At 29.4% G+C, this 21,762-nt stretch carries 20 protein-coding genes, 1 tRNA gene and 1 pseudogene; 12 read left to right on the top strand and 10 right to left on the bottom strand.

Annotation, left to right across the window (positions count from 1 at the left end; all coding sequences use genetic code 11):
• Window positions 1–23: 23 nt before the first annotated feature.
• Window positions 24–152: pseudogene (locus RF683_RS05690) on the bottom strand (tyrosine-type recombinase/integrase); the annotation flags it as partial.
• A gap of 368 nt (window positions 153–520) precedes the next feature.
• Between RF683_RS05690 and RF683_RS05685 the strand changes: the two are divergent.
• Together RF683_RS05685 and RF683_RS05680 are read left to right on the top strand one after the other, a co-directional pair.
• A complete protein-coding gene (locus RF683_RS05685; protein ID WP_309531375.1) occupies window positions 521–1,921 on the top strand; it encodes a thioredoxin-like domain-containing protein in 1,401 nt (466 codons plus the stop codon).
• A gap of 104 nt (window positions 1,922–2,025) precedes the next feature.
• Window positions 2,026–3,468: a TlpA family protein disulfide reductase gene (locus RF683_RS05680; RefSeq protein WP_309531374.1), complete on the top strand. Its 1,443-nt coding sequence runs from the start codon at window positions 2,026–2,028 to the stop codon at window positions 3,466–3,468.
• A gap of 105 nt (window positions 3,469–3,573) precedes the next feature.
• Here RF683_RS05680 and RF683_RS05675 read toward each other — a convergent pair.
• From RF683_RS05675 to RF683_RS05655, 5 genes are all read right to left on the bottom strand, one after another.
• Window positions 3,574–3,655, bottom strand: a tRNA-Tyr gene (locus tag RF683_RS05675).
• Window positions 3,656–3,806: 151 nt separating this feature from the next.
• Entirely contained in the window at window positions 3,807–4,934 is a 1,128-nt protein-coding gene (locus RF683_RS05670) for a TlpA disulfide reductase family protein (RefSeq protein WP_309531373.1), read from the bottom strand.
• 95 nt (window positions 4,935–5,029) lie between these two features.
• Window positions 5,030–6,433 carry an MBL fold metallo-hydrolase gene (locus tag RF683_RS05665; protein ID WP_309531372.1) on the bottom strand — a complete coding sequence of 468 codons (1,404 nt, stop codon included), beginning with the start codon at window positions 6,431–6,433 and terminating at the stop codon, window positions 5,030–5,032.
• Window positions 6,434–6,448: 15 nt separating this feature from the next.
• Entirely contained in the window at window positions 6,449–7,081 is a 633-nt protein-coding gene (locus RF683_RS05660) for a Crp/Fnr family transcriptional regulator (RefSeq protein WP_309531371.1), read from the bottom strand.
• Window positions 7,082–7,232: 151 nt separating this feature from the next.
• Window positions 7,233–8,246, bottom strand: coding sequence for an SIMPL domain-containing protein (locus RF683_RS05655; protein ID WP_309531370.1), 1,014 nt, complete (start codon window positions 8,244–8,246; stop codon window positions 7,233–7,235).
• A gap of 159 nt (window positions 8,247–8,405) precedes the next feature.
• Here RF683_RS05655 and RF683_RS05650 point away from each other — a divergent pair, with 159 nt between their 5' ends.
• From RF683_RS05650 to RF683_RS05605, 10 genes are all read left to right on the top strand, one after another.
• On the top strand, window positions 8,406–9,320 hold the full coding sequence (locus RF683_RS05650) for a hypothetical protein (protein ID WP_309531369.1): 915 nt from the start codon (window positions 8,406–8,408) through the stop codon (window positions 9,318–9,320).
• A complete protein-coding gene (locus RF683_RS05645) occupies window positions 9,310–9,888 on the top strand; it encodes a hypothetical protein (protein WP_309531368.1) in 579 nt (192 codons plus the stop codon). The genes RF683_RS05650 and RF683_RS05645 overlap by 11 nt, the downstream gene beginning before the upstream one ends.
• Window position 9,889: 1 nt before the next feature.
• A complete protein-coding gene (locus tag RF683_RS05640) occupies window positions 9,890–10,429 on the top strand; it encodes a hypothetical protein (RefSeq protein WP_309531367.1) in 540 nt (179 codons plus the stop codon).
• Window positions 10,416–10,568 carry a hypothetical protein gene (locus RF683_RS05635; RefSeq protein ID WP_309531366.1) on the top strand — a complete coding sequence of 51 codons (153 nt, stop codon included), beginning with the start codon at window positions 10,416–10,418 and terminating at the stop codon, window positions 10,566–10,568. The genes RF683_RS05640 and RF683_RS05635 overlap by 14 nt, the downstream gene beginning before the upstream one ends.
• Window positions 10,561–10,935 carry a YchJ family protein gene (locus RF683_RS05630; protein WP_309531365.1) on the top strand — a complete coding sequence of 125 codons (375 nt, stop codon included), beginning with the start codon at window positions 10,561–10,563 and terminating at the stop codon, window positions 10,933–10,935. The genes RF683_RS05635 and RF683_RS05630 overlap by 8 nt, the downstream gene beginning before the upstream one ends.
• A 120-nt stretch (window positions 10,936–11,055) precedes the next feature.
• Window positions 11,056–14,112: a sensor histidine kinase gene (locus tag RF683_RS05625; protein ID WP_309531364.1), complete on the top strand. Its 3,057-nt coding sequence runs from the start codon at window positions 11,056–11,058 to the stop codon at window positions 14,110–14,112.
• A gap of 29 nt (window positions 14,113–14,141) precedes the next feature.
• Complete coding sequence (locus tag RF683_RS05620) at window positions 14,142–14,765, top strand: response regulator transcription factor (protein WP_309531363.1); 624 nt, start codon at window positions 14,142–14,144, stop codon at window positions 14,763–14,765.
• Between the two features lie 98 nt (window positions 14,766–14,863).
• Complete coding sequence (locus RF683_RS05615) at window positions 14,864–15,487, top strand: hypothetical protein (protein ID WP_309531362.1); 624 nt, start codon at window positions 14,864–14,866, stop codon at window positions 15,485–15,487.
• 16 nt (window positions 15,488–15,503) lie between these two features.
• Complete coding sequence (locus RF683_RS05610; RefSeq protein ID WP_309531361.1) at window positions 15,504–16,484, top strand: hypothetical protein; 981 nt, start codon at window positions 15,504–15,506, stop codon at window positions 16,482–16,484.
• 215 nt (window positions 16,485–16,699) lie between these two features.
• Window positions 16,700–17,515, top strand: coding sequence for an endonuclease/exonuclease/phosphatase family protein (locus RF683_RS05605; RefSeq protein WP_309531360.1), 816 nt, complete (start codon window positions 16,700–16,702; stop codon window positions 17,513–17,515).
• Between the two features lie 92 nt (window positions 17,516–17,607).
• On the opposite strand, the gene RF683_RS05600 is transcribed toward RF683_RS05605, so the two are convergent.
• From RF683_RS05600 to dnaN, 4 genes are all read right to left on the bottom strand, one after another.
• Window positions 17,608–18,249, bottom strand: a complete 642-nt coding sequence (locus RF683_RS05600; protein ID WP_309531359.1) for a nucleotidyl transferase AbiEii/AbiGii toxin family protein — start codon at window positions 18,247–18,249, stop codon at window positions 17,608–17,610.
• 1 nt (window position 18,250) lies between these two features.
• Window positions 18,251–18,733 carry a helix-turn-helix transcriptional regulator gene (locus tag RF683_RS05595; protein ID WP_309531358.1) on the bottom strand — a complete coding sequence of 161 codons (483 nt, stop codon included), beginning with the start codon at window positions 18,731–18,733 and terminating at the stop codon, window positions 18,251–18,253.
• Window positions 18,734–19,017: 284 nt separating this feature from the next.
• Window positions 19,018–20,424 carry a tRNA uridine-5-carboxymethylaminomethyl(34) synthesis GTPase MnmE gene (gene mnmE / locus RF683_RS05590; RefSeq protein ID WP_309531357.1) on the bottom strand — a complete coding sequence of 469 codons (1,407 nt, stop codon included), beginning with the start codon at window positions 20,422–20,424 and terminating at the stop codon, window positions 19,018–19,020.
• Between the two features lie 189 nt (window positions 20,425–20,613).
• Window positions 20,614–21,732: a DNA polymerase III subunit beta gene (gene dnaN, locus RF683_RS05585; protein WP_298658509.1), complete on the bottom strand. Its 1,119-nt coding sequence runs from the start codon at window positions 21,730–21,732 to the stop codon at window positions 20,614–20,616.
• Window positions 21,733–21,762 lie beyond the last annotated feature (30 nt).

Raw genomic sequence — 21,762 nt, 5'->3', positions numbered from 1 at the left:
ATTTCAAATTTAGATTAAAAAACTTACACATCAAAAGGATTTTTTATTTTTTTCAAACTATCGTTTGTTACATGAGTGTAAATCATTGTGGTCTTCGGACTGCTATGACCTAATAAATCTTGAATAAATCGTATGTCGGTTCCACTTTCTAATTAAAAATGATAGTATTACTTCCTCTATACTTCTAGCAGAATATTGCGTATTTTTTTCCTTCAAAAACATAATTAATAAATATGTATTGTTATTTTAAGAAGGTTCAGGTGTATAGATACTCCATAGATAGTGTATGGATAGTGTATGGATAGTGTATATAAAATGTTTATAAAAAAAGATTACCTATTGCGCGAATCCTTTTACATAAAAAATTTAATTAATGAATCAAAAAGCAGTAACTTTCAGTAGTTGCTAGTTTTTCATTATACTACATAGTAAAATATATAATATTTTCATAGATTTACGTTATAGAAATGAATAATTAAACTTAAAAGCAATTTTGAGGTCATTTTTTTAATGGAAATATATGAAAATTATATACTTTAGTTTTATTGTCTCTTTATTTATTTTACAATCTTTATTTTCTATAGAAACAAAGGATTTGACTGCTGATTTTATTTTAGAAAAAAATGATACATTAACAAAAAGTATCGTATTAGATGATGCTGAAAATGAATTTATTGGGTTTTCTAGATTTTCAAGGGAAGCTAAAAAAGAGTTAAGTTTTAAAGTCAATATTAAAAATTCAAAAATTTTTAGAATTTATAGTACTTCACCACAAACTATTCCTCTAACTATATATGTAACACCCGGTGATGAGATAACTTTTAAAACTGTTAATAATTTTTTAATTTTCAAAGGAAAAAATGCTAAGTATTATAATTTTTATGGTCAATTATTACAAGCTGGGATTAAATACCCTATATATTTACCTGAGATGAAACTCACTAAATTTAAAAAAGATTGTTTTAATATATACAATAAGAAAATATTATTTTTGGAAAAGTATTGTAAAAATAATATAGTTTCTGATGCTTTTTTTAGTCGATTTAAAAAGGTATTGTTCTTTGAATATTTAAATTGGATATTAATTCCTAAAAAACAGATTATTGAAAATCCTACTTATTTGAGTGATATTAAAATTGATTTTTTTATTCATAAGAACTTACAAGATGATATTTGTTATAATCTAGCATTGATGAAGTATGTGAGTTATATTTCAATTGTTAAAAGTAATAAGGTTGAATATTCTAAAGAATTATTAATGTTTCAATTAAATTTTATTGAAAAAAAATTAGATGGAAATGTAAAAGAATATGCCATAACAAAAACGCTAATTGACTTTTTTAATAATTTGAATCCAGCTTTAACTGAAACTCTAATAGATTCAATAACTAAATATTCTAAAATGATAAAAAATGAAACATACATTAGTTTATTGAAAAAAGTTTCTGAAAATTTAAAAACATTTAAATTTAAACTTCCTGTTGAGATTTTAAATTCAACTGTTATTGATACAAATAGTAATGTACATACCATTGATGAAGTTTTAAATTTGGAAAAAAACGCAATAAAAGTTATTGATTTTTGGGCAAGTTGGTGCGCTCCTTGTGTAAGCGATCTAAAAGAAACTAATCAATTTAGAAATTACTTAATTAATAATAATGTTACTATCATTTATATGTCAATTGATGAAAATAAAAGTGATTGGATAAAGCGTATTTCTCAATTAGAAAATTATAACATTCAAAAAAATCAATATTTAATAAATAAAACAAAGTTTTCTATCGCAGATTATTTAAATGTAAAGCAAATACCAAGATATGTTATATTAAACAAAGAAAATGAAGTAGTAATGGTTAATGCACCTTCATTAAAAGATAGTTTAAATTATAAAAAAATAATAACTGATTTTAAATCAAAATAGTTAACATTTGTTAATAAATTAGATTTATAATTTTTTAAAAAAAATTTCTAACAATTCTTATAATCTTAACCGAAATTAAGCGATTGAGAATTAAAAAAACAAAGATGAAAAAAATACTATTATTTATATGTTTATCATTTATTGTCTATATATCATGTAATAATGAGAATATAGTATCTGTTAAAAATGAAATTAAAATTGATTCAATTATTACAATAATTTTTAAAGAAAGAACTTTCAAAAAAGATACATTAGTAAGTAATAATGGTGCTAAGTCGGTACGCTTAAATCATATTAATTATAATATAGTTGGTGATTTTAGAAGTCATCAAATACAAAAAAATAACTACAGAAAGAATGATACCATTAAAATTTACACTCATAAAGATATAATATTTTCACATGGTTATCATTATCATTTTAGTTCATTATATAATTTCAAACCTGGTGATATTGTAGTTTTTGAATATGAAAATGATGCACCAATATGTTTTATAAAAAATAGAGATGTGACTTTTGAAGAGTTAAACTTTTTCAAAGATTTAAATTTAAAATCGAAAATTATTGAAGACGACATTGATTTTTTTTTTAATAATAAAAGATTTAGATCAGAAAAAGAAAATCAGTTAGCAAGGAAGGAAAAAATAGACTTAACTAATTTAAAAAAGAAAAAATTAGATTCAATACATCTACTTCATAAAATCTCTGATTTTAGTTATAAAATTTATCTTGATGGTTTAAATGCTCAACTTAATTCACTTTCTAATAATCATGTGAATAAATTAAATGACCAATTAGATTTATCACTCTATTATAATAGAAATATTATTATTGACAATTTTAATTCAATATACAAGCCAGTTCTTATCAAACTAGGTAGTGGTTCAAGTTATGATAGTAAAAAACAATTTGATAATGTTTTGCTTTATAAAGAAATTCAAAAAGAGAACAAAGACTTTCTTTTATATACATATTTTCAAGAATTAGCACAATATTCTTCACAAACTGATATCAATAATTATTTTTTAAAGTTAAAAAATAATATTAGTAATCAAAGCTTGATTAATGATTTAAAAGAAAAGTTCCTTATTGATTATACTGATATAAAAAGTATCACTAAGAACTTATATTTTTTAGGAAATAAAAAAGACAAAATGGATTTTGAAAATATAAAAAAGAAGTTTGTTGGCAAAGTTGTTTTTATTGATTTCTGGGCAAGTTGGTGCGCCCCTTGCAGGGCATCAATGTCTGATTCCAAAAAACTTCAAGATAAATATAAAAATAAAAATATTGTGTTTCTTTATATTTCAATTGATAATGATTTTGAAAAATGGCAAAACGCTTCAAAAAGTGAAGGTCTTTCTTTAAACGAAAATAATTTATTGGCTTTAAATTATCCTAATGCAATGTTTTATAAGGAAATGCAACTAAAATCTATACCTCGATATATGATTTTTGATAAAAAGGGAAGACTTGTAAATAAAAATGCCCCAAGTCCTGATAGTGAAGATGTTATAAATGAATTAAATAAATATTTAATAAACTGATGTTTAAATAGTATTTGTGATTGATATTTTAATTACACCGTCACTGCTCCTATCAAGTTTGTAATAAATAAAAATAAAAAAAGCACCTCGTTAGAAGTGCTTTTGTGGGGAGAGCAGGATTCGAACCTGCGAAGACTTAGTCAGCAGATTTACAGTCTGCCCTCGTTGGCCGCTTGAGTATCTCCCCAGCCTTAATGTGCGTGCAAATATACTATTGTTTTTAAATGTTCCCAATCTTTTTTTAAGTATTTTCAAGTTTAAATTCTAACTCCTTGTAAATGAATAAAAAAAAATCTCCATAAGGAGATTTTTTTTATAATGGAGTAAATAAATTTTACTTATTTGCTTAATAGCTCTACTACTTTTGCTTTTAACTCGTCTCCTCTCAAATCTTTTGCAACAATATTTCCTTTTGCATCAAGAATGAAAGTAGAAGGTATTTGATTTACATTATATTGTTTTGCAATAGGATCCACCTGAAAACCTTTTAACGTAGAAACTTGAGTCCAAGTTAATTTGTCTTTTGCAATAGCTTCTTTCCATTTTGCCACATCATCATCCATAGAAACGCCTATAATGTTTAATCCTTTTGCATGTAATTCATTATATAAAGCCACTACACTTGGATTTTCTTTTCTACAAGGTTCACACCAAGATGCCCAAAAATCAATAATAGTTACTTTTCCTAAAACTTGTTTTAATGAAACGGTTTTACCATCTGGTGTTTTAGCAGAAAAATCTTGTGCTTGTTGTCCTTTTTCATTTTTTAATTTGGCATCAATCATTTTCTTGGTGTTTTTAGCACTTTTAGTAGCTAACAAACTTGAATCTAATTTGTCAAAATAACTTTTTACTTCGCTAGTAGGTAATTTGCCTCTACTAATAAAGTTTTCTAAAAGCAGTACCGATAAAAACGCATCAGGATTATTTTTAACAAAATCTACAGATTGCTTGTCCATTTCATCAACGATAGCTAAATATTGTGTTTGAAGTTTTTTTATTGTAGCTTCATCTTTACTTTTTTGAGCCGCAATCATCGCTTCTTGATTTGCCGTTTGAAAAGCTTGTAATTTTTTATAAATTACATCTGCTTTTTTGTTGTATTCAGCAAATTTATCATTATTAGTAGTTCCAGAAATTTGAGATTTTTGAATTTCATCTTTATTAAAAACAACCTCAACACTCCCTTTTTCTATAATTAATGGTACCATTTTTCGTGTTTGAAATTGCGGGTCTATTACACCATCAATACTAATGAAACCAATTTCTGGAAGTTCTGATTTTCCTTCAAATTCAAATTTTCCATCTTTAACTTCAACAGTATCTATTGGCATAGGTCCCATTTCTCCAGAACCTTCTAAATACACTTTTGTTCCATCTTTAATGCCCGTTGCTGTTCCTTCTATTGAAAATTTATTACAAGAAACGAAAAGTAAGGCTACTAATACTACTACTAATTTTTTCATTTTATTTTTTTACTAATTTTTAAGATCCCTTTTTTGGGAATAATATTTTAATGCGTGCAAATGTATGTAAAAATATGTCTTACACAATAGGCTAACTAACTATTTGGGCAAACAAATGCGGTTAGCGAGGTTGTAGTGTTTCTAATTCCAGCCATACCTTTTTGCACATTTATCATATTATGATAGCCTCGTGCCTTTAAAATAGACGCCATTATTACTGAACGATAACCTCCTGCACAATGTAAATAATAGGTTGTTTCTTGAGGTATTTCTTTAAGATGTTCATTCACATAGTCCAAAGGAATATTAACTGCGCCTTCTACATGTTCTGCTTCAAATTCACCTTTTCTACGTGCATCAATTATAGGTTTGCTTTTGTAATTTACAGCAAATTCTTCTGGTGTAACAGAAAGTAAGTGGTCTGTTTCAAAACCAGCTTTTTTCCAAGCCTCAATTCCGCCATCTAAATAGCCTAAGGTGTTGTCAAACCCCACGCGAGAAAGTCTTTTAATAGCTTCTTCTTCTTTGCTTTCTGTTGCAATTAATAGGATAGGTTGTTTTACATCTCTTATTAAAGCCCCCACCCAAGGTGCAAACTGTCCGTGTAAGCCAATAAATATGGAAGAAGGAATATGTTCCGTGCTAAAATCATCTTCATGCCTTACATCTAATACAACCGCTTCGGTTTGCAGTGCCATAGCTTTAAAAGCTTCGGGAGAAAGCGGAATATTTCCTTTTGCTACTACTTTTTCTAAACTTTCATACCCTTGTATGTTTAGCAATACATTTTGAGGAAAATAGGCCGGAGGAGGGGTAAGCCCATCTAATAATTCTTTTTTGAATTCTTCTTTGCTCATATCAGCTCGTAGGGCATAGTTTACCTTTTTTTGGTTGCCTAATGTATCAGTTGTTTCTTTACTCATGTTTTTACCACAAGCACTACCAGCACCATGATTTGGATAAACAATTAAGTCATCAGATAAGGGCATAATTTTAGTTCGTAACGAATCATATAAATAACCAGCCAATACATCTTCAGTTAAATTTTCAACCAATTTTTGTGCCAAGTCTGGTCGGCCAACATCGCCAATAAATAAAGTATCCCCTGTAATGATACCATGCGCTTTGTTGTGTTCGTCTATAAGTAAGTAACACGTGCTTTCTAGTGTATGCCCTGGTGTGTGAATGGCTTTAATGGTATAGTTACCAATTTTAAATTCTTGCCCGTCTGTAGCTACAATAGCTTCAAAATTAGGTTGAGCTGTTGGACCATAAACTATTTTTGCACCTGTTTTTTGAGCTAAATCTAAATGTCCTGAAACAAAATCAGCATGAAAATGCGTTTCAAATATAAATTTGATTTTTGCATCGTCTTTTTGTGCACGTTCTAAGTAGGGTTCGACTTCGCGTAACGGGTCAAAAATAGCTACTTCGCCATTATTTTCGATATAATAGGCGGCATGCGCAATACAGCCTGTATAAATTTGTTCTACTTTCATAATCGTATTCCTTTTTTAATACTGTAAAACTTCAATCTTATTTCTATGAAGTTTAATTTTTCCGTTGAGTTCTAATCCTTTTAACAAGCGCGAAACTACTACTCTAGAGGTGTGTAATTCTGAAGCAATTTCTTGATGTGTATTTGTAATTTCAGTTGTGCCTAGTACTTTTACTTTGTCAGAAAGGTATTTGAAAATGCGCTCATCTAAATTTTTAAATGCTAAAGTATCAATAGCTTCTAGCATTTCGTTTAAACGAATGTTATAACTTTCCAAAACAAAATTACGCCACGTTCTATATTTAGTTAACCATTCTTCCATTTTTTCAACAGGAAGCATTAACATACTGCCGTCTGTTTCTGCAATGGCTCTAATTTTACTTTTGTGATTTCCCATGCAACAGGTCATTGTCATCGCACAGGTATCGCCACGCTCTAAGAAATACAATAGAAACTCATCACCATTTTCATCTTCTCGTAAAATTTTGATAGCTCCTTCAATAAGTAAGGGCATCGATTGAATCGCATCGCCAATTTCTATAAGGTAATCATCTGCTTTGAAACTTTTGAATTGGGCTACTTTAAGTATAGCTTCAAGCAGTTCTTCTTCAAAGATAAATCCATAGGATTGTTCTAAGATTTCTTTCATTTTATAACGTTCTCTATTTTCAGTGTTTAATTTTTTTAGTAACTAGTTTACTAAAAATTTCTGTAAAGATAATTCTTTATTCTCTTAAAAAAATGTTACTAAAGTTACAAAAATCTCAGGAATAAAAAAAGCCCCAAATTTGGGGCTTTTTTTACAAGGCTAATGGTTTAATGTCTCCCGCGGCAGTAATAATATAATACCTGTTATTTCTAATAATTGTATTTTTAGGTAATTGGTCTTCTCTTAATTTAATTCGAATAGTCAAATCATAAAATAGTTGAATGGTAGGTTCGGTAATATCTGCATTCACCACAAAAGTATGCGACTTTGCTAGTGCGCCGTCATAAAATTGTGTGCTGTTCTTTTTAATTGAATTTACTTCTGAATCGGGAGAAAAATTTATGGCGGCTTGACTATAGGCTGTATACGATTTGTAACTCTCCATTGGGTAAATCGTATTATATCCTTCTACTAATGTTTTTTCTTTTTTGAATAAATCCATATTCATTATAGCAGAATAATTGGTTAACATTTGTTTATATTCTTCAGATGCTTTTGCTTGCAATACATCTCTTATGTGATCTAAATTTGAGGTTACATAATCTACTTTTGCCAAATCATAAATTTCTTGTTTGGCACAAAGAGTCATTATTTTGTTTAAGTCATTTGTGTTTTTATATTTAATAATTAAGTTCTTTTTAAGTTCAAATCCAGATGGTTTTTCGTTGTATGTTTTAGGATTAAAAATTTTCTTTTGCACCTCAAAATCATACGTAGGAATAAAGGAAATCATGTCTGAAATAACTTCAATTTCCGGATTAAATAGTTTTAGTTCATTCATAACTGTTTGAATACGATCGTCCATTAATGTAGTTACTTCTTCGGCTGTTTTACCTACTTGTAATACACTAAAAACGGCACGTTGACTCGTTGCTTTTTCATTATAAATCCCCTTTATAGTTATAACCATTTCTTGATCAGTACTATAAGATGTTTGAATGGTGTTTACCACTGGATTTTGGTAGGCATTCGGGTTTTGATAATTGTAATTTCCGCTCATTTTTTTTTCTTGAGCTTCTGCGCTGTTGTAATTGGCAGAATGTTGAGCAAATGTAAATTGACTGATTACAAGTAACGCTACTAAATGGATTTTTTGTGTTTTCATACTGTTTGTTTTTTTAAAGTTTTACAAGGCAAACTTAATGGGGTGCGGATATTTGTTTTTGGTAAAATGCCTGTCAATTGATTGTAAAGTTTTTTTAGTACTTTTACAGTGGTTTTACAGTACATATAAAAACTAATAATTTACTTTCGCCATCTATTTATGACTGAACTAGAATTGTTTTACCAATTAAAAAATATTGTTTTGGAACAATACCAAAAAAGCTATCCTTTTTACACAGGAAATTGGAAAAATTTTAGCTCTCAAGATATTCTAAATCTTATTGACGACATTCAGCAAAAAACAAAACAAACGGTTAGTGAAAAATGGATTTATACCCATTTAAAACCTGAAGTGAATGTAAAATTGCCAAGAAAAGACATGTTAGATATTTTGTGTGCTTACATAGAGGAAACACAGTGGGATGCCTATAAATTTAAGGCCATACCCATAAGTAGTACGGTCGAAGAGAAAAGGGATATTCTGCCAAAAAAAATACAGAAAAAGAATGTTGTTTTAGGACTAATTGGTATTGCTCTTATAATAGGTTTGTGTTTAACGTGGATAGTATTTAGCCGAAAACACAACAGTATTCAATTGCAAAATAGTTACACAAAAGACAGTATTTCAAAGCAAGATGTAAAAGCTTATGTAATTGAAGATTCTATTGAAAGACCTATTGATTTGAATCAAGCAGCAAATGAAATTACAGTGCCAACAAAAGTGGTTGTCAGAAGTCCATTTTATGAAAAAAAACAGGTAATTATTAGTCCAAATAACCCAATTACCGCTATAGAATTAAAACCAAATGATTATGCTTTAATGCTGAAAGCTTTTATGAAAAGCGATATAAAAGATTGGCAAACAAGAAAAGAACAATTGCAAAAAATTCTATCAGATGATTTAGAAGTAATTGTTTTACTGCCTAATGATTTAGGCGCAGAATATTTTAATAAAAACGAGTTTTCAAAAAAATTAATTGTACCTACACCTTCATTAAAAAAAATGAAGATTGTTAGTGTGCAACTAGATTCATCAAATAAAATATCATTTTTAAGAATAGCACATGAAGAGTAAGACCATATATTTGTTAGTACTTGTTTCGCTTTTTGGGTATACACAAAACACATCTTCTGTAAAAGAAGAGGTAAGTGCTAAAACCTTAGAAAAAAGCGAGAAAAAACTAGCATTGCAAGGGATGCAAGCCCAATTTAGTCCTGCCGCTATATTGGCTTATCAAGACCAAGCTGCACAAAAAATAGTTGATTTTTACAGTTATTTAGCGTTATACAAACAGGCAGAAGCGACTCAGGAATTTCAAGGTGCTATTGATGAATCTATTCAAGATTTGTTTCTGTCCGATGATTTGCAAGTGACAAATATTTTAGAAGCGACATCTACAAAAAATACCCTAAACACTTGGTTAACGAACTATAAACAGCAAAAAACAGTACTGGTTTTTGATAAATTCATTAAAAAAGAAGTGACATCAACTTATTTCTTATTTATGTATGCGATTAGTTTACAGTCGCCCACAGAAAACAAGGAGTTATTTATTACCCAAAAAGTATATTTTTTCCCGATGATAAAAACGTTTGGTTCCACTTCAAAGAATGTTTGGAATTTGAAATTAGGCGAATTTTAAAATGTACACGCGCTATACTTTTCATAAAAAAACGTATTGCCTCTTTCAGCAAGTAGCATTAGATACTTTGCCTAAGACTAACCCCGATTATACGAGTGCATCGGGAAGTAAGTATTATTTTACTGAAGAAGGAGTGTTTCGTATTTCTACCCACTGGGGAAGAGCTGCAAATTGCAGATGGCGTTTGATTGCAAATACATCATATCACAATCAGCAACAAGCTTGCGGGTATGCGCGATGGGTTGATTTTCAACCCAATAACGAACATGAAAAATTATTTTACATCACAATTGATTGGGTAAAGCAAACCGCAACTTTTTATCATAAAAACGACCCTTCTTATTCAGGGCAATTATGTAGAACGGCCAATGAAACTGCTAAGCGTCTTCAAAAAATTACTCAGATATTACAACACGACGATTGGAAGAAACATTGTACTGTTTATGATTATGACGTAGCCAAGCAACTATTGCTAGATAAATTGATTACCACAAATTCAACTGTTTTTCAACTTATACAAGAAATAAATGGGAAGACGTAATGAAACAAATAGATTGGCTCACAAAAAGGAAGTAGACCAAAAAAAGAAAAATAAGCAAGCTAAAAAACAAACAACATTAGAGAAGAAGAAAGCTATTTTAGTACAATGGAATCAAAAAAATGCATCAGCAAATGACTAATTGTCCCTGTGGAAGTTTACACTCATTAGAAACGTGTTGTCTACCTTATATTAATAAAGAAAAACAAGTGCCTACTGCTGAATGTTTAATGCGTTCCCGTTATACAGCATATACATTACATGCAGCCAGTTATTTATTTGATACCACTGCGCCTTTATCGCGTAGGTTTACTTCAAAAAAGGCTATTTTAGCTTGGGCGGCGCAAAATACTTGGGTAAAATTAGACGTAGTAGACTTTACTGAAACAACGGTAACTTTTAAAGCGTATTATTTTGACCACAAAGGATATCCTCAAGAGCATTATGAAAAATCTAGTTTTTGTTTTCAAGAGGGGTGTTGGTTCTATGTAGATGGTGTTTTTTATTAAATCCACATCTTTTTTTACACATTTTTATGTAGGAATTTACAGTTAAATTCTGCTGTTTTAGTTCATATATTTGAGAATAATTAGTATTGTTTTAACAGCTATTTAGTAACCAATTCTCAAATGTATAAAAAAGCGTTTACTATATATATATTAGTGACTATTTTGTCTTTTGCTTACGCGCAGGACATTTCAAATTTTGCGGTTACAAGATTGTCTCAGGATGATGGGCTTTCTCAAGGGTCTAATTATTTTAGATTTGAGGATAGTAAAGGTTTTATGTGGATTACATGTAATGATGCTTTAAATCGTTTTGATGGAAAAAAGGTAAAAGTATATAATTTAGACAAATATTTTTCCAATTGCCCCAATTTACAACAAGGATATGGTTTCTGTGAAGATAAAAATTCTAATATTTACATTGGGAGTGTAAGAGGTTTGTATATATATGATAGAGAACAAGATCGTTTCACGTTACAAAAGATTTTTAAAAATTCGATTGATGATATTGCTATGCCCATTGCCTACATCGATAACAAAGTATGGTGCTTTAACAGACAATATCAATTAGCGACCTATGATATTAAGACTAAAAAAATAAGCTATAAAGGTAAATTAAAAACAAAACCTATCATATCTATACATATTTATGAATTACAAGAAAACATTTTTTATAATCATTATCCTTTTATGGATAAACGAAAAAATATTTGGTTTATTGGAGATAATGAAATAATAGAATTAAATACACGTACTCTTAAGTATTCATATCCTTTAAGAGACAATAAAATAAAGAAAAAAGAGAGTTATTATGCTTCATCCTATGATATTTCTGAGGATTGCTTATATCTAGGGCTACAAAACGGAATATTAAAGTACAATTTAAAATCCCGTAAAAAATCATACATCTCTAATGTTTTAGGTAAAATACTTCATATAAAAGCGAATACTAACGCAATAGTTTTTAAAGATAATTTTAATCTTAAAATGTTAAATAAAAAGACTAAAAAAATTATAGTTTTTCCAAATATTAAAAATGATGATTTTATTTTATCATATTGTTTTGGATTTGATAAAGATAATAGGTTGTGGATGTGCGATGATGGTAAAGGTCAAAAAATTTTAGACTTTACACCTAAATTATTAAATAAATTTCCGAATGAAAGTTCAAAATTTAACTTTTTATTGAATAAAAGCGTAGGTCGATTTGGAGAAATTGACAATAAAAAAATTATTATTCCACTAACAGGCAGTGACTATAATATAATGCTAGTATTTGATAAGAACACAAATGAAAAAAAAATTATAAACTCTGATTTAAACAAAAACTCTGTCGGATTTGATTTTGCATCAGACTATAAACGTAAAGGAATTTGGGTTTTTAATATTTATAAAAAAAATAATTCAAAAATTTATGAATTATATTTTTTAAATCAAAAAATAGAGACCTCTAAAAAAATTCAAATTCAAAATTTAAAAGAATTTGGACAAGAACAAGATTTTCAGGTTTTAAAAAACGGTAAAATATTGTGTACTTTTTCAAAAGGACTTTTTTGGTTCATACCTGAAGAAAAAAGATTTGAACAAATAAAACTCACCAAGCAAATTAATTTTTTTAAAATTAATGTACTAGACCAAAATCAAATTGCCTTCAGTTTTTTAAATAACGACATGTTGCTTTTTGATTTACTACCTGACGGTACGTTTAAATTAAAAACTAAAATATTACCTGGAATTCAAACTTTTTACATTCAAAAAGATGTTTTACATAAGAGGTATTGGGTGGGCACAAATCAAGGCGTTTATTTATTGGATCAAAATTTTAAAATTATTAAAATATTTAATGCTAATAATGGTTTAGCTGGTACATATATTTATGGATTATTACTTGACGACAAAGGATCGGCATATTGTAGCCATCAAAGAGGAATAAGCAGTATAAATTGGCAATCTTTTCAAGTTATCAATTTTGATAAAAATGACGGAATTCAGAATTGGGATTTTAATAACAGGTCATTTTATAAAGCATCTGATGGAACATTATTTTTTGGGGGTATTTCGGGACTAAATTATTTTAACCCCCCGTTGTATCGAAAATCAAATTATAAACCAGAAGTTTATATTGACGAAATATTAATTAATAATAAGCTTTTGGCTTCTAAAACGCATAACGTAAATACACTAACTACTCTTAATCTAAACTATGATGAAAATAATATTTCAATTTTTGCGTATGTAAAAGATTTAGCAGCCGCATCTACAAGACAGTTAATATTTAGAATTAAAGAAAATGGTAAAAAATGGAATTATCTTACGAATGGTTCTGCTATTAATTTTAGTAATCTAGCGCCAAATATCTATACATTAGAATTAGGTACTTATGACAAATTTACAAATCAAGAATTAGTTCAAAAAACTTTACGGATTACGATTTCTGCTCCTTTTTATCACGCAGTTTCTTTTTGGATTTTAATTGCTTCTATACTAATAGGAGCTGTTTTTTGGTGGTATAATCAGAAGAAATTAGAAAAACAAAAAATACATTTCAAACAACAATTAGCTTTAGAAATGCAACGTTCCAAAATTACAGCTGATTTACATGATGATATAGGTGCAACATTGAGTAGTTTACAAATAAATAGTGCAGTGGCTAACCAACTTATTGTTCATGACCCGATTGAAGCTAAAAAAGTATTACACAAAATTGAAAATCAATCTAAAAATTTGGCCGATAAAATAGGAGATATTATTTGGAGTATGAAACCCAATAATGAAGAGTTTATGACTATAAGTACACGTATTAGAAATTTTGCTAACGATATTTTAGGGGCAACAGATATTGAATATGCTCTTGCTATTGACAATGAATTAAATGAATTAATCACAGATATTACTAATAGAAAAAATATTGTTTTATTTGTAAAAGAGGCTATTAATAATGCGGCAAAATATAGCCAAGCATCTCAAATAAAGATTAGTTTACATATTATTGAGCATAAAATAGAGATTCAAATTATTGATAATGGAATCGGATTTAATGTAGATGAGATAAGAGGTAATGGAATTTCAAACATGAAAAAACGCATACTGGAATTAAAAGGAGAAATTCAAATAATTTCAAGTCATTTAAAAGGGACAACTATTTTGGCAACATTACCCATCCCTACATTTAGGGATTAATTCAATTAATATAAAACATAAATTTGGATATGCAAATACGAATTTTTATATATGATGATAGTGCTGAACGTCGAGATAGTTTAAAGGCATTGTTACACCTTAATACTAATATTAAAGTAGTAGGAGAAGCAATGAATTGTATGAATGTAATTGATGAAATGGATTATTTTTATCCAGATGTAGTTTTAATGGATATTAATATGCCTGAAGTTGATGGTATTGAGGGGCTTAAACAAATAAAATTTAAACATCCAGAAGTAAAAGTATTAATACAAACAGCTTATGATGATAGTGATAAAATATTTACAAGTATTAAAAATGGAGCTAGTGGTTATATTTTAAAAAATGATAGTCCGCAGCGTATTTTACAAGCTATTGAAGAGGTATATCAAGGAGGTGCTTCTATGAATCCAGCAATTGCTCAAAAAGTTCTTGATTTTTTTATTCCTGTTGAGTCTGAAAATTGTTTAAGCCCAAAAGAAAATGAAGTATTAGCTCTTTTAGCGGAAGGACTGAGTTATAAAATGGTAGCGAGCAAACTTGACATAAGCTATACTACAGTAAATACACATACTAAACATATATATGAAAAACTTCACATTTCATCTTTAGGTGAAGCTATTGCCTATTATTATAAAAAAATAAAAATATAGCATCCTTATATTTAGGGATTTTTTGATGTAAAAATAATTTAATATTTGTACAGCTATTATTTGTAGCTAAATTAGTTCAAATTTAAATTATTTACATTATGAAAAAGCACAATTTTTTTATTCTTCTGACATTTTTGACCCTAACTACTGGTCTTTTCATTTTTTCATGTTCTCATGACCTAGATCCAGATCCACTTCCTGTAACATGCGATACCAATAATTCGCCATTTGATCAATTGTATACTCAAACTTTGACAAATCCATTGTATGTAAATCATGTAACATATGATAGCGAAGTACATTCATATACATTTGAAGTATTACATAATGAATCTATTTGCAGTGTGGGTTATCAAAGTCAGCCCACATTAAGTACAGTTCCGTATCTTATTGAAGTATGGGATGTTTCAAATAATATATTGTTAGGTTCAGTTAACACCACATTTTCATCAACTGCTACACAATATAGAGCATTTCCTTCTTCAATTCCAGTGTATCCAGGACGTCAATACTGTGTAAAAAGAATTCAAACAAATTGGAGTTCTGTTACGCCTTATATTACTTCTACAATAGGTAGAATGCTTGTTACAGCAACAGGAGGGCCTTTAACTTCTCTTCCATTTTCAAATGGTAGAATTAAAATTACGGGTTCGAGTTTATACCAAAATGCAAACACAGCTACAAATTGGGGACTGCCTTATATTGATATAGTTTTTGAGTAACAAAAAAATGATTATTATGAAAAAAACACATTCTAAATTTAAAAGACATATACAAATTTGTAGTTGTGTCTTTTCTACACTATTTATTGCGGGTTGTACTAATCCTGGTTCACCCCCTGTTACGCCAACTTTTGAATATATTGCTATAGAATCAACTAATGCAAATACACCTGCTGGAGATTGTAATATTTGGAATTTAAACATAGAACCTCCAGGTATGTCACTTCCTACGTTCAAGCGGACTGATACTTTTAATGGAGAATTAACTACACATGTAACCGTACATCAATCTTCCGCATACAATAAACTAAATCAAATATATTTAGTTTCTACAGACGAAAGAGTTGTACGTTATGATTTATCAACAACGATTCCTGCGGCACCTACAGTTTTCACAATAAGCAATATTCAGGCTATGGAATTTGTAGGAACTAGATTGTTTATGATTGTAAATAATTATTTAAAAGAATTTGATCCTGTTTCTATGACTCAATTGAGTTCGTTTACTCCTAGACACGTAGGGTCTGTAAATTATACAGGATATATATCAAATATGACATCAAAATCAGGCGTTTTATATTTTATTGTAGGCGGAAGTTTACTGTCATACGATACAAATATTACTGCATCTACACTATTAGTTCTGAATTCTAATTTACCGGTAAATGCTTCAGGTACTTTCAAGTATGATGGTTTAGAAGTTATAGATGGTAATACTTTCTTTGTAGTAAAACGTGACACTACAAATGATTTATTAAAAGTAACCAGCACGACTAGTACAATGGTTTTAGCAAATGTTACAGGAAATAATCCAACATATGATCGTTTGTCATCTGCCTATGATTATACAACAGAATTTTATTATATAAACACTTATTTACCAAGTACTAATCAAACTTCAATTATAGGAGTAGATGTTACTCCTGCTTCAAGTGTTTTTACATCTAGTATTGCTACAGTAAATAATTATATTTTTGGGTTACAACTTAAAGATTAATGTATTATTTTTCTAATAATTTTTTTAAATTTCCGTATGGTGTTGTATTGATAACTGTACGGAAATTTATTTATTTGCAAACGTTTATTATTTGCTGTATAAAATTTAGATGTCTTTATTGAATATGAAAGTAAATAGTATTTTTGTGATTTACATATGTAAAATAAAAAAATAGATTTAGTTAAAGCATTTTATACTATTGAAAAATTAGATAAATGAAAAAATCAAAAATTAGTTATTTTATTAGTTGTTTTTTCTTCGTTCAGTTACTCGCTGCTCAAGTCAGTATTTGTAGCTGGAACATTATGAATTTAGGTAAATCAAAATCAGAAAGTGAATTAAAATTTATGGCTTTGACTTTGTCTAAATATGATGTTATAGCTATCCAAGAGGTAGTAGCAGGAGAAGGTGGGGCGCAAGCGGTTTCAAAATTAGTAGCTATACTGCAAACTAAAGGAGCAAAGTGGGATTATGCTATTAGTAATCCTACTACAAGTATAACTAAAGCAAGTAAGGAGCGGTATGCGTTTATTTGGAAAACAGCAAAAGTGAAGCGAATAGGTAACAGTTGGCTCGACCAGAACTATCAAAAAGAAATTGACCGAGAACCCTTTATGAGTACGTTTCAATATGGAAAAAAAAGCTTTACATTGGTTTCTTTTCATGCGGTGTCAAAGAAGAAAAATCCAGCTTCAGAAATTAAATACTTTAAATTTTTCCCTGCCTTGTATCCCAAATTAAATTTAGTTTTTTTAGGTGATTTTAATTGTTCACAATCACATACCGTTTTTAATCCGTTAAAGAAAATGGGGTATAAACCTGTATTTACAAATCAAAAAACAAGCTTGAGGCAAAAGTGTAAAAATAATGATTGTTTAGCTTCAGAATATGACAATATTTTTTATACATCATCAAAAATAAATTGTTCAGCAAAAGGAGTAATTCCGTTTTATACCTCCTTTGCTTCGCTGAAAGAGGCTCGAAAAATTTCAGATCACATTCCTGTTTGGAGTATTTTAGTTTTTAAGTAAATTATTTAATACAATATCTAATTTCTCTTTATGGGTAAGGTTTTGAAATGGTAGAGGTGTACTTGGGGTGTAAGAAATTAAGTAAATAATGATTAAAAATTATTTTTAAATTTTTCTTCAAAATCCTCTTTTATAAATTCCCAGTATTTCCCTTTGAAGCAAATTGGGTCAAAATCATCATCTGCTTGGTCAAAATTAGTGAAATTTTGAATAATCAAATCTTTATCATGTGTATATGGATATCGTTGCTCGTGAAAGTCCATCATTTGCTTAATACTATAAGAGTCTAGTAAAGCATGTAAATCCCAGAAGTCTTTTTTTCGACCACCTCTTTGAATAACATCAACTTTCATTGCGATAATTTCCTCAATAGTAGCCATTCTGATACCATCTTCTTCTATAAATGGTTGGATATAAGTATCCGTGTAAAATATATCTAATTTTACTGTATTGTCTTTGTTTTCTCCAATAAAATAAGCTTTTCCCATTGCAGACGGTACATCTAAAAAATCAACATACTTAAAATTGCTTTTCAAAAAATCTTCAATCTCATTAAAGTTTAGTGTACCATATTCTATATCACTAAATAAATCAATATCAATGGATTCTCTATGTCCTATTTGTAAACTTAATGCAGTTCCACCAACCAATCTGAATTTAGAAAATTCTTCGGCTTCCATTAATTTTAACAAACTGCTTTTAAGAAGTTCGTTTACAGTATTGAAATATAACATTTTACTTATTGTATATGGTATATGGTAAATTATTTTGGTTCAAAGCATTTTTTATCTTTTCTTGTCCGTAGAAACTAATTATTTCTTTTCTTTCGGTTTCATTACCTCTTTCAAATATACGTTGAATAACGGCTCTGTATTGTTTTGACCAGTCTATTTTATTAATATCTGTATCCCAAAATAATGATTTTCTTAATTTTGATAGGTTAGGAGAACTTTGTTTTAATTTACTTTTCTCTTCATTTATATCAAAATAAGTTTGGAGTAGTGCTAAAGTTCCTTCTTCTAAACCTAGTTTCTCTTCAATCTTTAATGCCAATGCTGTATTTAGTTTTCGTTTACCCTTAGTAATAGCATTCAATGTTTGCGGATATTCACCTATAGATAAGGCAAAAGGACGTTGTTGAAGGGCTCTTTTTTTAAATTCGCGATCCAAAATTATACCAGGATGTATTCCTTTATATTTTTCTAAATAGGTTTTCATAATACAAATGTAAACATTTTTGTTTACATATTGCAAAAATATTGCTAGACTTTTGAAATTCAATATAAACTCGCTACGCAAGTCCAACTAATTTTGCATAGCGGAGTAATAAATAATATAAGTTTGTAATTATTGTTGATTTTTATGCAGGTAAATACAGGTTTTAATTGGTTTTTATCTTGTTAGTGTTGGTATTTACTTGTTTTTTAGTATTCTAAATAATGGTTATTTGTGTCAAAGGCGAGAAAGTAAAAGAACAAAAAGAAAATCAAAGGAAAGTGGTTTTATTTCCCGATACAGAAATTTGCAAAAATATTTCCAAGGAGCTCATCGTTAGTAACTTCGCCTGTAATTTCGCCAAAGTAGTATAAAGCTTGTTTGATATCAATAGCAATTAAATCAGAAGATAAATGACTGTCTAGTCCCCATTTCACCTTTTGAATTTCTTCCAAGGCTTTTAATAGCGAATCGTAATGACGTGTATTGGTTACAATGGTTTCGTTGTTTCTGAGTGCACCTGTATTTACAAAAGAAAGAAGCGTATTTTTAAGTTCGTCAATACCAACTTTCTGTTTAGCGGAAATAGTAATGGATAATGGATAATTAATAATGGATAATTTTTCTAAAAGAAGCACGCGTTGTTCTTCGTTTAAAAAATCTATTTTATTGATAATCATTACAAGCGGTTTTTGAGGAAATTTATTCTTAATTTTTTCAATTTCAATTTTAAACTTATTTTCATTTTCAATTATCAATTGTAAACTATCAATTAAAAATAAAACGACTTGCGCTTGTTCAATTTTTTCAAACGTTTTTTGAATCCCAATGCTTTCTACCACATCTTTAGTTTCTCTAATGCCTGCAGTATCAATAAATCGAAAGCCTATACCTTCAATTACTAATTCATCTTCAATGGTGTCGCGCGTTGTTCCCGCAATATCAGAAACGATGGCACGCTCTTCATTCAGTAAAGCATTTAAAAGGGTTGATTTCCCAACGTTGGGTTCACCTACAATAGCCACAGGAATTCCGTTTTTAATAACATTGCCCACAGCAAAACTGTCAATTAATCGTTTCAATACAAATTCAATGCGTTCGAGTAATTGATAAAAAGCAGTTCTGTCGGCAAATTCTACATCTTCTTCGGCAAAGTCAAGTTCTAGTTCAATTAATGAAGCAAAGTTGAGTAATTCTTCTCGTAATTTGGCAATCTGATTACTAAATCCACCACGCATTTGTTGCATCGCAATTTGGTGACTGGCCTCGTTATCTGAAGCAATTAAGTCGGCTACAGCTTCGGCTTGCGATAAGTCTAGTTTAGCGTTTAAAAAGGCACGTAACGTAAATTCGCCAGCCTGAGCCATTCTTGCTCCTTTGCGAAGCAATAATTGAATAATTTGTTGTTGAATAAAAGTAGAACCGTGACATGAAATTTCAACTACATTTTCCCCTGTATAAGAATTAGGTCCTTTAAATAGAGAAAGTAACACTTGGTCATACACTTTACCTTGATCTACAATATGACCCAAATGGATGGTGTGTGTTTTTTGTGTAGCGATACTTTTTCCTGAAACCGATTGAAAAACTTCTGCCGCAAGAGCAATGGCATCTTTCCCTGATAAGCGAATAACTGCAATGGCACCTGCTCCAGATGGAGTAGCTAAAGCAACAATGGTTTCTTGTGAAATCATAATCTGAAATTTAGGGTACAAAGATAAATCAAAGTCAGAAGTTAGAAGCTAGAAGTTAGAAGTTTTTTTAGGATTCTTTGTGAGTAAACAAAATAAAAAAACCACTTTCGCATTAGCTCAGTGGTTTTTTGGGTAGTAGTTTTTAGTTAGTTATAGTTGGTATTAGATAGTATATCTAATTGTGTTTTTTTAGCTGTTTAACATAACTGGCATGACTAACATAGTCACAGTTTCGCCTTCGTCTAATCCATCAATAGGAGTAAGGATACCCGCTCTGTTTGGTAAGGACATTTCCAGTTGAATTTCATCGCTACTCAAATTATTTAACATTTCTTGTAAGAAACGCGAATTGAAACCAATTTGCATATCATCTCCATGATAATCACAAGTTAAGCGTTCGTCAGCTTTGTTTGAGTAATCAATATCTTCCGCCGAAATATTTAATTCTGTTCCAGCAATTTTCAAACGAATTTGGTGCGTTGTTTTATTTGCAAAAATAGCCACACGACGTACAGAGTTTAAAAATTGGTTACGACCAATAATTAATTTATTCGGATTTTCTTTTGGAATAACAGCTTCATAATTTGGATATTTTCCATCAATTAAGCGACACGTTAAGATGTAATTTTCAAATGAGAACGTCGCATTTGAATCGTTATATTCTACTTTAACTTCAGCATCTGATACCGCTAAAATACCTTTTAAGATATTTAAAGGTTTTTTTGGCATAATAAATTCTGCCGATTGTGATGCTTTTACATCAGTGCGAGCATATTTTACTAATTTGTGAGCATCTGTAGCTACAAATATTAAGCCTTCTGTTGAAAATTGGAAAAATACACCACTCATTACAGGACGTAAATCATCATTTCCTGTAGCAAAAATGGTTTTACCAATAGCTGTAGCTAACACTTCAGCAGGAATTACAGTAGAAGAAGGTTCTTCTAAGGTAACTGCTTTTGGAAATTCTTCTCCTGCAGCATACGCAATAGCATATTTTCCTGAATTTGAACTAATTTCTACGGTGTTGTTTTCTTCAACTGTAAATGTTAGCGGTTGCTCAGGAAACGTTTTCAAAATGTCTAATAACAATTTTGCAGGAATAGCAACACTTCCTGTACTGTTAGATTCAATTTCTAATGTAGCCGACATAGTGGTCTCTAAATCAGAAGCAGAAACTTTTAATTGATTATTGTCTAATTCAAATAAGAAATTATCAAGAATTGGTAACGTGTTATTTGAATTGATTACACTTCCTAAAACTTGTAATTGTTTTAAAAGGTAAGAGCTAGATACTATAAAATTCATCATCATCATTTATTTAGACTTCACAAATAT

This window comes from Flavobacterium sp. 20NA77.7 (assembly GCF_031326205.1).
Taxonomy (GTDB): domain Bacteria; phylum Bacteroidota; class Bacteroidia; order Flavobacteriales; family Flavobacteriaceae; genus Flavobacterium; species Flavobacterium nakdongensis.
This window is presented reverse-complemented; position numbering and strand designations above follow the sequence as displayed.